Source organism: Pseudomonas sp. CCI1.1 (assembly GCF_034348165.1).
Classification (GTDB): domain Bacteria; phylum Pseudomonadota; class Gammaproteobacteria; order Pseudomonadales; family Pseudomonadaceae; genus Aquipseudomonas; species Aquipseudomonas paracarnis.
In genome coordinates this window covers 1,611,736-1,625,587 of sequence record NZ_CP133780.1, presented here as the reverse complement: position 1 = coordinate 1,625,587, position 13,852 = coordinate 1,611,736, and the positions used below count along the sequence as shown (strand labels likewise).

Sequence of the window (13,852 nt, the reverse complement as noted above, 5' to 3'; positions counted from 1 at the left end):
AACGACAACGGGTGGCTACCCCGGAAAAATAGCATGCCTTGAGGGTTTTTCTTCAAAACGCTGTGTCAGCGCTGAAACCTTTCATCTAATCGGCCAGTTCAGCTCTGTGGCGAAATTGCTCCAGTGCCTGGGGGTTGGCCAGGGCATCGGTGTTTTTCACCGGCTCGCCATGCACCACATTGCGCACCGCCAATTCGACGATTTTGCCGCTGATGGTGCGGGGGATATCCGTGACAGCGAGGATCTTCGCCGGCACGTGCCGCGGTGTGGTGTTGGCGCGAATCACCTGGCGGATCTGCTGTTGCAGCGCCTCGTCCAGTTCAATTCCATCATCCAGGCGCACAAACAGCACCACGCGCACGTCGTCCTGCCAGCGTTGACCGATGGCGAGGCTTTCCAGCACCTGCGGGACCTTTTCCACCTGGCGATAAATCTCGGCGGTGCCAATGCGCACGCCGCCGGGGTTGAGCACCGCATCGGAACGCCCGTGGATCAACAGGCTGCCGTTGGCGCGTTGCTCGGCATAGTCACCCTGTGCCCACACGCCGGGGAACTGGCTGAAATACGAGGCGCGCAGTTTTTGCTGTTGCGGGTCATTCCACAGCCCGATGGGCATGGCAGGGAAGTGCCGGGTGCACACCAGTTCGCCTTTCTCCCCGATCAGGGGCCGGCCCTGGTCGTCCCACACTTCGATGGCCATGGCCAGGCTCTTGCACTGCATTTCACCGCGCCGTACCGGCAGCACCGGGTTGCCGATCACAAAGCAGGAGACAATGTCGGTGCCACCGGACATCGAGGACAGGCACAGCTCAGCCTTGATCTCGCGGTACACGTAGTCGTAACTCTGGGGCGACAACGGCGAGCCGGTCGAAATCAGACCCTTGAGGCTGCCCAGGTCGTGGCTCAGGCGCGGCTGCAACCCGGATTTTTCCAGGGTGGCGAGGAATTTGGGGCTGGTGCCGAACACGCTGATTTTTTCCGCATCGATCAGGTCGATCAAGCGTTCGGGGCCGGGATGGAACGGCGAGCCGTCGTACAGCACCGCGGTGGCGCCGATCGCCAGCACCGACACCAGCCAGTTCCACATCATCCAGCCGCAGGTGGTGTAGTAGAACAGGCAGTCCTCGCGGTTCAGGTCGGCATGCAGGCCGTGTTCCTTGAGGTGCGTCAGCAATACGCCGCCAGTGCCGTGGATGATGCACTTGGGGATGCCGGTGGTGCCGCTGGAATAGAGGATATACAGCGGGTGATCGAACGGCACCGCGACAAATTCCGGTTCGCCGCCGGCTTGATAGAAGTCGTCCCACAGCGCGACGTGGGCGTGGGTGGCGTAGTCCCCAGCCTGCGCCTCGGGCTTGGTGTAAGGCACGATGATCAGCTGTTGCAGGGAGGGCAGGCGTTCAAGGATTTCATTGAGCTTGGCGCTCTGGTCGATGCGCTTGCCGGCATAGCGGTAGCCTGCGCAGGTGATCAGCACCTTGGGCTCGATTTGGCCGAAGCGGTCGATGACGCCCTGGGTGCCGAAATCTGGCGAGGAGCACGACCAGATCGCACCGAGGCTGGTGGTGGCGAGCATGCCGACCAGGGTTTGCCAGGTGTTGGGCATGCACGCGGCCACTCGGTCACCTATGCCGACCCCGGCCGCCCGCAGGCTTTTTTGCAGGCCGGCCACGTGTTCCGCCAGCTGCGCATAGCTCAATTGTTCACGTCGGCCGTCTTCGCTGACAGCCACCACAGCAGGATGATCGTCGCGGCGGCGCAACAGGTGTTCGGCAAAGTTCAGGGTGGCGCCGGGAAACCATTGGGCGCTGGGCATCTCCACGTCTTCGATCAGGGTGACGCTGGGCGGGCTGCGAAACTGCACGTCAAAGAACGCGACAATCGCCTGCCAGAAGTCCGGGCGTTGGTCGATGCTCCATTGGTGCAGGGCGGGGTAGTCGTGGAGCTGCACGCCGTGGCGTTGGTTGATGAAGCGGCGGAACTGATCCATGCGCGTGTTGGCGATGCGTTCCGGGGACGGTTGCCAGAGGATGTCGGACATAAGCTGCCTCTTCTCGTTCCCACGCTTCGCGTGGGAATGCCTGACTGGACGCTCTGCGTCCACTTTTGGGGCGCGGAGCGCCCCGGTCTGCGTGCCCACGCAGAGCGTGGGAACGATCATCACGGGTTTACTGGGCCAGCCAGCCACCATCGATGTTCCAGGCCGCGCCGCGCACCTGGGCGCCGGCTTCGCTGCACAAAAACAACACCAGCTCGCCCAACTGCGACGGCGTCACAAACTCCAGCGACGGCTGTTTCTCCGCCAGGAGATCCTGCTGCGCTTGCTGTGGGTCGACCCCGGTAGCCACGCGATCATCAATCTGCTTCTGCACCAGCGGCGTCAGCACCCAGCCCGGGCAGATGGCGTTGCAGGTGACATTGCTGGTGGCGGTTTCCAGGCCCACCACCTTGGTGAGGCCGATCACCCCATGTTTGGCCGCCACATACGCCGCCTTGCCCACTGAGCCGACTTGCCCATGCACCGAGGCGATATTGACGATGCGCCCCCAGCCCTTGGCCTTCATGCCCGGCAAACTGAGGCGTGTGCTGTGGAACACCGAGGACAGGTTGATGGCGATGATCGAATCCCAGCGCTCCACAGGGAAGTCTTCCACCGCTGCCACATGCTGGATACCGGCATTGTTGACCAGGATGTCCACGCCACCGAACTCGTGCTCGGCGTAGGCGAGCATGTCGGCAATTTGCGCGGGGTCGCTGACGTCTGCCGGGTGATGCCCGACCTTGCCGCCAAACGCCTGTACCTGGGCGATCACCGCGCTGGCGTCGCCGAAGCCGTTGAGAATCAGGTTGGCGCCGGCCTTGGCCAGGCTCAGGGCAATCCCTAAGCCGATGCCGCTGGTGGAGCCGGTGACCAGGGCGGTCTTGCCATTCAAAGTTGTCATGAAAACCTCACACAATGCCGGTGGCGTAGAAAGTGCCGATCACCACGAACACCGCAAGGGTCTTGATGATCGTGATGCCAAAAATGTCCTTGTAGGCTTCGCGGTGGGTCAGCCCGGTGACGGCCAGCAGGGTGATCACTGCGCCGTTGTGGGGCAAGGTGTCCATGCCGCCGCTGGCCATGGCCGCGACCCGGTGCAGCACCTCAAGGGGGATATTGGCCGCGTGGGCGGCTGCAATGAAGCTCTCGGACATCGCGGCGAGGGCGATGCTCATGCCGCCGGAAGCGGAGCCGGTGATACCGGCCAGCAAGGTCACGGTGATCGCTTCGTTGACCAGCGGGTTGGGGATGCCCTTGAGCCAGTCCGCCAGTACCAGAAAGCCTGGCAGCGAGGCGATTACTGCGCCAAAGCCGTATTCCGAGGCGGTGTTCATTGCCGCTAGCAGCGCACCGCTGACCGCACTTTTACTGCCTTCGGCCAGCTTGCTCCTGATCGCCGAGAAGCCGAATACCAGCACCACGATAATCCCCACCAGCAACGCCGCCTGCACCGCCCAGATCGCGGTGAGCTTGGCGATTTCGGTGGTCACCGGCGCGCTCATGCCCGGCAGGCTGAGGCTGTGGGTCTTGCCGTACCACTGCGGGATCCAGTGGGTGAACAACAGGTTCATCACCCCCACCAGGATCAGCGGCGACAACGCGAGCCACGGGTTGGGCAGGCTCAGGTTGTCGGCGGTTTCGGGCTCATTGCGCAACTCGGTGCCATAACCTTCACCGGCGCGCTGGGCCTTGTTGCGCTGGCGTGCGAGGTAGAGCATACCGGCGCAAAACACGAAGATCGTGCCGATCAGCCCTAGCCACGGCGCCGCCCAGGCGGTGGTGTTGAAGAAGGTGCTGGGGATGATGTTCTGGATCTGCGGCGTACCGGGTAGGGCGTCCATGGTGAACGAGAACGCACCGAGGGCGATGGTCGCCGGGATCAGGCGCTTGGGGATATTGCTTTGGCGGAACATCTCGGCGGCAAACGGGTACACCGCAAACACCACCACGAACAGCGATACGCCACCGTAGGTGAGCAGGGCGCAGACCAGCACAATCACCAGCATCGCCTGGCGCGTGCCGAGCAAGCGGATCGCGGCGGCGACGATCGAGCGCGAAAACCCCGACAGCTCAATGAGCTTGCCGAACACCGCACCGAGCAGGAATACCGGGAAATACAGCTTGATAAAACCGACCATCTTTTCCATGAACACCCCGGTAAAGGCAGGGGCGACAGCGGACGGGTCGGTGAGCAGCACCGCGCCAAGGGCGGCGATGGGGGCGAACAGGATAACGCTATAGCCACGGTAGGCGGCCAGCATCAGCAGCGCGAGCGCGGCCAGGGCAATGATCACACTCATGGTGTGTCTCCATCGGATTGTTATTGTTGTGGGGTAACACTGGGAAACGCTATAGCTAAATGCGTGCCAAGCGTCTAACTGTTTGAAAAATAACGATTTAATGGATGTTAATTCAGGCGCTGTCTCCATTGTGAGACTGTGTGCTGGCGGGGTGTGATCAAACCAACTCGATTTCCAAAGCACGCGCTGCGGCGCCGTCTGTGACAACGCACAGTCTCTTTTATGAGGCTTTAGTCTCTAGATAGAGAGTTTTTGCGTTTGCGCCGTAGATCGCCATAGCGGATAGACGTCAGACAGGTAGATGGGGGTGCGGTAGTAAGTATAAAGGTGAAAAGGGTGGTCAAGCGTCAATGGCTCAGTGTGTGCCAAGCGTCGCGCCAGGGCAGCACGCAACTCTGGGCGATTGGAGTTAGAGTTCCAGAGGCCGTTCTGGTGTGCAACGCACACCATGGCGTAGGCATTTTCGGCAGCAAGGTCAGTGGCGCAGGCGATGATGCAATCGAGGAGTTCATCGACGAGTGCGTTGGTCGCGTAATGCTTGATCGGGTTGATGCCGCGAATCAGCAGAGCAGGCTCGTTGCCAATGGTCAGGGTATACAGTTGTACATTGCCCACCAGGCGCCCCCGTCGCTCGCTGAAAATATTCAGGTGAAAGTGATCGTCTCTTTCGAACAGCCCGCGGTTGATGTCGGTACAGATACCCGTCGTTGATTTGGCAAAAAAAGACGCTGCATTTTTTGAAAGATAAATTCGGAGGCGGTCATAAGGCTTGCGCTCTTGATTGATGAAATAGCGATAGCCTTGCAAATGCGGTACGAAGCCTCGGTTGAATCGTTTCAAGCCTGCACGCTCTACGTGCCCGCAATGATCCCGTAACTCGCACAGCGTTTGTTGCAGATCACTGATGCCGGCGGTAATTGGCCTGAACAGGGTATAGATCGTCTCTGCGAGCGACGGTTGGGTATCACCTTCATTCCCCGTCGACGAGGGCAATAGCGGATGGTTGCCCAATACGCGCTGGCTGGCTTTTAGATTGTTCAGGTACAGCTCATTTACGAGGGACGAAGGGTCGTCGCAGTCCAGGCATCGTGACAGCCAGTAAGGCGTAGTCAGACCATGTTTCACCGCGTTTTCGAGTTTTTTGGTCTGTGCGATGGCGGCGATTGCGTCAGCGGGGGACATCGCGCCCAGGGTCGTCAGTAAAGTGGCGAGTTCAGTCGGGGTTCTGGCAATTACACTGCGCAGAAGTGTGCGAAGGCGCCCCAGGGTATCTTTGTCGCGTATGTGTTCAAACAGGCTTCCCAGTGCGTCAATTGCGCCGGGGTGGATAAACACGAGCTGGCGAACGTCCGTCAGGATTCTTTGATCGACGAATACCGCCAGTAGACGATCACGGTGGGCGTTGCTGTCAAGCAGGCGCTTGGCTGATGGGTTGCCCAGTACGGTCCACAGCAATTGGAACAATTCCACAGGGCAAGCGGGGCCGCTGGAGTCTGGATGCAGTTGTGCCTGGAGCGAGAGAAAGCGTTGCGCCATGCCCGGGTCGATACCGTAGTGATCCAGGGCCGGTTCCATGTAGCGCAACGCTGCCTGGGCTGAGGTGCGGGCAGTTGCAATGTGCTGCGAGGGGTTGAACCCCTGCAGGGATTGCTCGACCAACAGCATCTGGTGTTCGGATTCCAGTTTTGAATATGCCTCATAGGACTCGGCGTGTTCGGGGTGGGAGCCCGGCTGAAGCTCTTGTGCGAGTACTTTGCCTCGTTTGGGCGGACAGGCCGCCTCCAGGTTCTGCCTGAGTGCGTCCAGTGACACGCTCAAGGTTGAAGCCATGTCGTCCAAGGGGGGCAGGGCACTCTTGAGGCGTCTGCGCATGGCGATCCGTTGTCCTGCAGCCCATTGCCCAGAGGGTTCGAGGGATTGCCGGTCGCCAGTGTGGCCTGTGATGTGCATCGAAGGCTGGGTCTGCAGCATCAGTGCAGGCCAGTGTGGCCGGGCCGCATCCAGTCGCCAAGGCGTGTCGGGGGCGAGCAACTCCACGACCTGCCGGGCGATGGCGCTCAATATCCCTTCATAGCCGTCAGGACCGCATTGGTGATGAGCAATCACAACGTGTAGCAGGTCAGGCAGGTTGCCGGCGCCGTCGATAAAGAAGTAGAACCGCTGGGTGCCAAACATTAATTGTTCGGTCGTATAGGCACTGAACAACGGCGAATCACATTCGCTGCTGTCGCAGAGGGCGACCAACTCGCGAACCCGTTGCTGTTCATGAAAGCCCAGTGACGCGGGCGGTGGCAGTTGCACAAAACCCTGGCGTTCCAGGTGCAGCTTGATCAGTGCAACGAGTTGACTGTTCTGGTGCCGGCGATGCCGGTGAAAGTGATGGTTTTTTGCTTTCGAGCTCGGCACGAAGTCGATTTTTTGCGCTGGCAAAAGAATCGAAAATTGCTCCAGAACCACCTCGTACTGATTCGGATGAGTTCGCGGGTCGACGCTCTCCTTGAGCACATCCGGTCTGATTCTCAAGCGGCCACTGACTGAAATGATGTCTGCCTGGCGAATCTGCGCCGTGGCATCCCGCAGCGCCGCATCCAGGACAATCACTTGTAATGAAAAATAGTGGCTGGCCACGCGCAAGAAGGTCATGCCGCCCAGCTGCCGTACCGCTTCGCAGCGCCCATTAAGGGAAATGACCCGGTCTTTATGCTCAGGCAGCTCATCCGGGTATAAAACCAGCGAAGCGTCAGGTCTGTCAGCGGTTTCAGTAAAGTGGCCCATTACAATGATCGTCCCTGTAAAAAGGTGCATCGACACGGCGACAGTGCCGGTTGCCACTAGGCGATGGTCAGCAATTGATCCAATGCTTGGTGGAAATCCGCCAACAACGCCTGGGCATTCACCTGCGAGATCCCATCGCGGTAATAGGACAGACTGCCGATCAGCCCGCTGTCGGTGCGCACCGTGTTAAGGGACACATCGGTCTTGATGCCTGTGGACGGCACGCCGATCCCCCGCAACGGCGCGTCACCCAATTGGCGCTGCCTTGACGGGTAGTTATGGTGGTTGTACCAGTAGGGAAACCGGGACCCATAGGCACTGGAGCGTGGTGAGCAGTTGGCTTCAAATAAGTGTGGAGGCAACAACGCATGGCCGTAGGCATCGAGCACGCAGTGATTGATCTGCTCAAGAAGGTGCAGGGAAGGTGACCAGTGGCTAAGCTTGGGTCTGATCACCATGGGATGAACGAAGTACCCCACCACCGATTCAAGGGCCGCATCGATCCGATTGGCGACTGGTGAGCGCACATACAGATCCTCGGTGTCGGTGTTTCGGGCCAGTGCCACCAGGAATGCGCTCAGGATGATGGTGTACAGGCTGAATCCGCTGCGATTGCACAGGCGTTCTATAGCGGCGTACTGCGCATCCAGGTTCAATGGGATGACCGCGCTGCGAAACGTAAACGCGTCCGGTCGCTGGCCCGCTCCGCGCAAGGCAAAAGGTTCGGGTAAATGTTCGAGTGCCTGTCGCCAGAAATCCAGATGCTTGTCCAGCAACTTCTCGGTAAAGCGTTGATGCTGGGCATCCGTATAGTCTGAGTAGCTGAGGCAATGCACGATCTGCTCAGGTGCGACGCTGCCCATGGGTGCCTGATAGTGTGCGCATAGCTGGTCCATCAGCACCGCGCCTGACCAGCCATCGAAGGCAATGTGGTGAGCAGTGATAATCAGCACATCATTGGCCTCAGGGCACTGAATATAAGTGGCCCGGATCAACGGGGGGCTGCTCAAGTCGAAGGCGGTCAGTGAAGCTTGCACCACTAGGTCTGTAACGGTGTCGTCGGACTGGTTTTGCGGCTCAAGGTTGATGACGTGAAACGGCAATGGGAAATCATCGATAACGTGCTGCGTGCGACGCCACTGGCCGTGTGTGTTTAGCGTGAAGCTGCAGCGCAGTGCCGGTTGCTGTGCCAGTACCGTAGCAAATGCCTCGCGCACCCTGATCGCTGAACAAGTGCCCTTAATGTAGAACGCCAGCACTACATTTTCCAAGTAGGCCGGGGTTTGCGCGGGTTTATCCAGTATCTCCAACTGAGCCAGCCCGGGCGTCTGTTCACCCACTCGTCGGCGCCAGGCATAAGCGTCGAGCAACATAGCGTTTTCAGCGCCATGGCTGGCACCTTCGCCGAGTAGCGTCACTTGTTGAGCCAGAACCGGATGATCGAAAATATCCTTGGGGCTCAGATAGACGTTGAACAGGTTCGCAATCCTGCCCAGCAGCATCATCACCGAGAGGGAGGTCGCCCCGCGTTCAAAAAAGTGGCTGTCAGAGGAAATCGTTTGCTGATTGAGTACTTCCGTCCAGATGGACTGCAATTGCACGGCCGTCGAGGTTTGCGCGTCGATTTCGGTGGGGCCGGTATCCGGTTGAAAAGCCAGTTCACGCAAAGTGTTATGGTTGATTTTGCCATTGGGCAACAGTGGCAGTTCGCTCAGTGCCTGGATTCGGCTGGGGTGCATATAGGACGGGAGCTGAAGGGAGAGGGCCTGCCTGATGCGTTGCTCAACGGCGTGTGTATCCGTATCGCCCTGTGGCACAAACGCCACGCAAATCTGTTTTTCTGCGCTGACGAGCGTATCAATGTAGGCGGCGGCGCTGTGCACGCCGGGCGTCTGCTGCACGATTTCCTCTATAGCCAGAAGCTCTACTCGGTGCCCGTTGATTTTGTACTGGCTATCGCGACGTCCCAGGTAGTGAAGATCGCCTGTGGTGGAAAAAAAGCCAATATCGCCCGTTTTGTAAGTTCGCAGAGCGTGTCCATCAAGGTTAAGCGATGTAAAGCGCAGCTCATTTTCATGAGGGCTGTTGACGTAGCCAATGGCGACACCCGGTCCCGCAATGACTATTTCGCCTTCTTGATGCGGTAGAGCAACAGGTTTCCCCTGCTCATCCAGCAGGTATACCTGCATACCGCGAATGGGCTGGCCGATGGGGGCAGGCAACGCCCTGTCGGCATCTGGGTTCACCCGCCAGAAGGTCGCGTCTATAGTGGTCTCGGTAGGCCCATACAGGTTGACCAACGGGGTGCGGGTTTTCGCCAGGAACAGGTCCGCCAACTCCCAGGTCAATGACTCACCACCACAAAATACCAGCCGGCAGGGGATGTGTTCGAATTGCCTCAGCCTCACCAGCTCGCGCAGCAGTGTAGGTACAAACTGGGCGATGGTTATATGTTCTCTCTGCAGTGTCAGCAAAATCCCCAGCGGATGCTTGGCATAAGCTGCGGGGAGCATGACGGTACATGCGCCGGCCGCCAGCCCCGTCCATAGCTCCCAGACCGACGCATCAAACGCTATCGAAGTGCGTTGCAAGATGATGTCAGCCTCGTTGACAGCGAACGCTTCTATGAACCAATGCGTATGGTTCAATAACGCGCCGTGGCTGATCAGTACGCCTTTGGGGGCGCCGGTGGAGCCAGAGGTGTAAATACAGTAGGCGCACGTACTGGGTCGTGGCCCGCTGATGTTTTTACGAGGGTAGGCTTGGCTGAAAATTGTGTGTGGGTTGACGGTCGTGGCGCAAAAGCCCTGACGAGGGAATGACTCTGCATCGCTGAAAATACATTCAACCCCGGCGTTATCCAGAATGTTGTTGATTCTGTGCTCAGGGTTGTCGATGTCAATGGGTAGATAGGCACAGCCATGCTTCATTATCCCCAGGCAGACAGCCATTAGCTGGACGGTTCTTTCCATGGCGACTGCAACAATAGCATTGCGTGGAACGTCGTTATGCTCCAGGTAACCGGCAATCAGATCTGCCTGCTGGTCCAACTGTCGATAGGTCAAGTGCTGCGCACCGCATTTGACGGCGATACGATCAGGCGTGGAGTTCACGTGATATAAGATCATGTCTAAGATACTGTCGTAAGTGCCATGATTCATATCAACTTTCTCCTAGGGTAGATAATAGCCGGTGGCGATATTTATCCTGCTGAATAGGCTCTCGCCCTGCAACTACCAAGTTTTGTAGTTGCGCTGACTTCGTTGCGAAGTATGCTTTGTCCATTAGCGCCGCAGCACGGCAGTTTAAGCTGGCGCGGCCTCACTAGAGTGATAAACCATGTTTGCAAGTTATCTGAGCGTTGCCAAAAGCATCTCTTATATGTCAGTGCCCATTGCCGTCGGCATCGTTATCCAATCGTTATATTTGCTTATCGATTTGTTCTTTGTCAGCCACTTGGGGGCAAATGCAGTCGCAGGCGTCACGTCGACTGCCACTGCCGCGCTGCTCACCGGCATGCTTGGGCAACTCTTGGGTATCGGGGCGGTCGCGTTGATTGGTCAGGCACTGGGGGCCGGCCAATTTGCACTGGCGCGACGGATCTTTGTCCATGCGGGCCTGATGGCTGTTCTTTGCAGTTGCGCTGTGGTCGCTGCCGGATACATGGGCGGGGCTCACATGCTTTCCAGGTTGGCCTCGGGCGCGGCGGCCCAAGAGCTTGGCGAGTCCTACTTGAACGGGTACATACCAGGATTGGCCCTGCAGATAGTCATGACTGTCGCGACTTTCGGGTTACGTGCCGCCGGCGAACCCTATGGGCCTTTGATCGCTCAATGTGTTTCGGTCCCCATCAATCTTGTCCTGGCGCCTTTGTTGATTTTCGGCGTGCCGGGTGTCAATGGCTTGGGCACCTTCGGCGCCGGCCTGGCTACAACGGTCGCCACCGGGGTTGCTGTGTTGATAATTCTTCGCAGAGCATTTGATCGCTACCGTCAGTTTGCCCAACCACCAATGGCGTTTCGGTGGGAATACTCGACTGCCAGAAGGATCTTTTCAGTCGGGCTGCCTGCCGGTCTGGAAACCCTCGTTATTTATATGTACACCGCGCTGATGTATTGGGCCGCTGCAAAGTTAGGTGCGCCTGTGCAAGCGGCGATCGGTATAAGCCTGATGCTCATCCAGGCACTTTTTATTCCGTCTGTTTCCGTGGCGCACGGTTGCGTGCCAGTCGCTGCGTACTATATCGGCGCGGGTAACAGGCGAAAGGTCAAAGAAATATACGTTGTCGCATTCGCGCTGGTGACCAGCGTGATGGGCTGCCTGACGTGGGTATGTAACCTATGGGGACATAGCCTGGTGTCGTTTTTTTCCAGCGACCTTCAGGTTCTCGATGACGCAACTTATGTGCTGGCGTGCCTGGCCTTGAATTTCGTCACATCGGGATTAAGCCATATCAATAGTTCCATATTGCAAGCGGCCGGGCGAACCATCTGGTCGCTGCTGGCGATTTGCACGCGTTTGGCAATATTCATCGTGCCGTTGTATCTGCTGATCGACGCTGGCCAAGTGACCTTGCAGCGTTTGTGCCTGTTATCCAATCTGGCGTTTTTGTCCCAGGCACTGGTCAGCAGTTACGCGGCCTACCTTGTTATTAAATATCCTGTTTTCACAGCATCAGTGCCTGAGGCGGCTACTTCACGAGGGTTTGATTCGTTGTTAATGAACAAGGAGCAATAGGACTCATGAGCAACCCAACAAACTTTGAAAACAGATGGCATTCAGCGTCTGAACTAAAGCAATTCGAAAATCGCTACGCGATCAGCTCAACACTCTTGAGAGAGTACAAGATTTTTTTATCGTGTGATGTCATGTTCGACTCATCTGAATTACTCGGATCACTCATTGATACACGCTGCGCCATGGTTATATATACGCCAACTGTAAATGCATTATATGGCGAGGCCACTCGTCGAAAGTTTTCCCAACTCGAGTGTGGCGAGCGGGTGTGTTTTTTCGAACTTGCCGTTACCGAGGAAAATAAAGATATCACTATGTCGCTCGAGGTCTGTCGATTAGCCAAACAGATCAATTTGCCCCGCCATGGCCAGATTATCGCAATTGGCGGCGGCGTATGCCTGGATATTGTCGGCTTTGCCGCGTCCATTTACAGGCGTGGGGTCAGGTGCATAAAAATACCGACGACATTCATTGGCATGATTGACGCAGCAGTCGGCATCAAGAACGGCATTAACTATGAAGGGAAAAAAAGTGTCCTCGGTTCGTTTTATCCGGCGGAGTACACCATTGTGTGTCCCAGCTTTTTAAAAACGCTAGCGGTAGAGCATTTGAAAGCAGGGTTTGCCGAAGCGATCAAGATAGCCGTCATCAAGGATCCAGTACTGTTCCGGCAGTTGGTCAACGTCTCAACGACCCTGCATGAGGAAAAGCTTCAGGGCGGTGTGGGCTGGGACGCGATTGATCGGTCGGTAGCGGGCATGCTGACGGAGCTGTCGGAGAATCTGTATGAGCTTGACAGCTATCAGCGCTATGTCGACTTCGGCCACACATTCAGCCCTCATATCGAGGCAGCGACTGCCTATAAAATCAGCCATGGTGAAGCGGTCGCAATCGATATTGCGTTGTCGGCTGTCATCAGTGCCCAACGCTCGATACTTGCCTGGCAAACCTGCGATCTGATCGTCAATACCCTTAAGAGCGTAGGGCTGCGCGTCAGCGTCCCGGCTGAAGTGAATACCCCGGCACTTTATGATTCCCTGGCCGCGGTGGTTGCCCATCGTGCTGGTGCGCTGAATCTGGTTATTCCCGTCGCGATTGGCGCGGTCGGCTACTTGGAGCAGTGGCAAGAGCTGACGTTTGAGCAACTGCAACAGGCTGTCACTTACCTGGCTGTCAATAATGACTGATCTGGGCTGCGCAACCTGGAGTTTGCCCCAATCCTGCCAGCCTGCTGTGTTGCCCCAACAACTGGTGCTGCATGCTGGCGTTCAGACATTGGCGCAACTGCGTCTTTTGAGGGCATGTCCAGTCAATAATGAACAAGCCCTGAATGTAGGCCTGGGTGGCTACAGCGGTAGCCATAAAGTCAGTGCCATCGGCTTGAACCTGGTTGAGGCGTTCGGACTGAACGAGCAGGGCGCACGCAGGTTTCAAACCGAGTTTTTTGAAAGTGCCGTGCATATTGTCAAGCAAGCGGCGTTTCTGGAAGTGCCTGCCGTTTATATTCCCAGCTTCAACAAAAATGAAATAGTGCAGGCGAGTGACTTCGCCGCGACCGCTACGTTTTTCCGGCGACTGTGCCGCGCCGTTCGGGGACTGCCGGTGATGATCGCCAGCGAAAACAGTCTGTCCGCGGGGCATCAATCAGCACTAGTGCATCAGGTAGATGAACCAAACTTCAGAATCTTGCTGGATATCTTCAACCCGTTGCGTTGGGGACATTCGGTTGAAGAAATTCTTTGTTCAGTCCATCCCTATCTGCTTGATCAAGTGCATGTGAAGGACGGTATCTTGCCAGCGTATGACAATGTTCCCCTTGGGCGGGGTGAGGGCAATGTCGCAGGAATTATCGACACTATTGAACGTCTTGGATTTTGCAATACCTACATTCTGGAAAATAACTACTCCTTGCTGTCCATTGCTGGATTGAATGCGGACATCGCGTTTGTGCGCTCGCGTTTATCTGGTGTGCAAAGAACACCGTAACCGGGGTGAAAGA

8 protein-coding genes are annotated in these 13,852 nt (G+C 57.3%); 3 read left to right on the top strand and 5 right to left on the bottom strand.

All coding sequences use genetic code 11. The features are described 5' to 3' along the window. Positions 1-85 precede the first annotated feature (85 nt). The 5 genes from RHM69_RS06985 to RHM69_RS06965 form a co-directional block, all read right to left on the bottom strand. Positions 86-2,041: an acetoacetate--CoA ligase gene (locus tag RHM69_RS06985; RefSeq protein ID WP_122301221.1), complete on the bottom strand. Its 1,956-nt coding sequence runs from the start codon at positions 2,039-2,041 to the stop codon at positions 86-88. 127 nt (positions 2,042-2,168) lie between these two features. Then, on the bottom strand, positions 2,169-2,942 hold the full coding sequence (locus RHM69_RS06980; RefSeq protein WP_014718206.1) for a 3-hydroxybutyrate dehydrogenase: 774 nt from the start codon (positions 2,940-2,942) through the stop codon (positions 2,169-2,171). Positions 2,943-2,949: 7 nt separating this feature from the next. Continuing rightward, the gene (locus RHM69_RS06975) at positions 2,950-4,341 is read right to left on the bottom strand and encodes a GntP family permease (RefSeq protein ID WP_014718207.1); all 1,392 of its coding nucleotides are present in this window, start codon (positions 4,339-4,341) and stop codon (positions 2,950-2,952) included. 237 nt (positions 4,342-4,578) lie between these two features. Further along, positions 4,579-7,152, bottom strand: coding sequence for a hypothetical protein (locus RHM69_RS06970; RefSeq protein WP_133244208.1), 2,574 nt, complete (start codon positions 7,150-7,152; stop codon positions 4,579-4,581). A 20-nt stretch (positions 7,153-7,172) separates the two neighbouring features. Beyond that, positions 7,173-10,277, bottom strand: coding sequence for a non-ribosomal peptide synthetase (locus tag RHM69_RS06965; RefSeq protein ID WP_200600856.1), 3,105 nt, complete (start codon positions 10,275-10,277; stop codon positions 7,173-7,175). A 178-nt stretch (positions 10,278-10,455) separates the two neighbouring features. Between RHM69_RS06965 and RHM69_RS06960 the strand changes: the two genes are divergently transcribed. Genes RHM69_RS06960 through RHM69_RS06950 form a run of 3 tightly spaced genes read left to right on the top strand, consistent with a single transcriptional unit; the run spans position 10,456 to position 13,839 of the window. Continuing rightward, a complete protein-coding gene (locus tag RHM69_RS06960; RefSeq protein WP_200600858.1) occupies positions 10,456-11,853 on the top strand; it encodes an MATE family efflux transporter in 1,398 nt (465 codons plus the stop codon). Positions 11,854-11,858: 5 nt separating this feature from the next. After that, complete coding sequence (locus RHM69_RS06955; RefSeq protein ID WP_200600860.1) at positions 11,859-13,040, top strand: hypothetical protein; 1,182 nt, start codon at positions 11,859-11,861, stop codon at positions 13,038-13,040. After that, positions 13,033-13,839: a sugar phosphate isomerase/epimerase family protein gene (locus RHM69_RS06950; RefSeq protein ID WP_050587249.1), complete on the top strand. Its 807-nt coding sequence runs from the start codon at positions 13,033-13,035 to the stop codon at positions 13,837-13,839. The genes RHM69_RS06955 and RHM69_RS06950 overlap by 8 nt, the downstream gene beginning before the upstream one ends. Positions 13,840-13,852 lie beyond the last annotated feature (13 nt).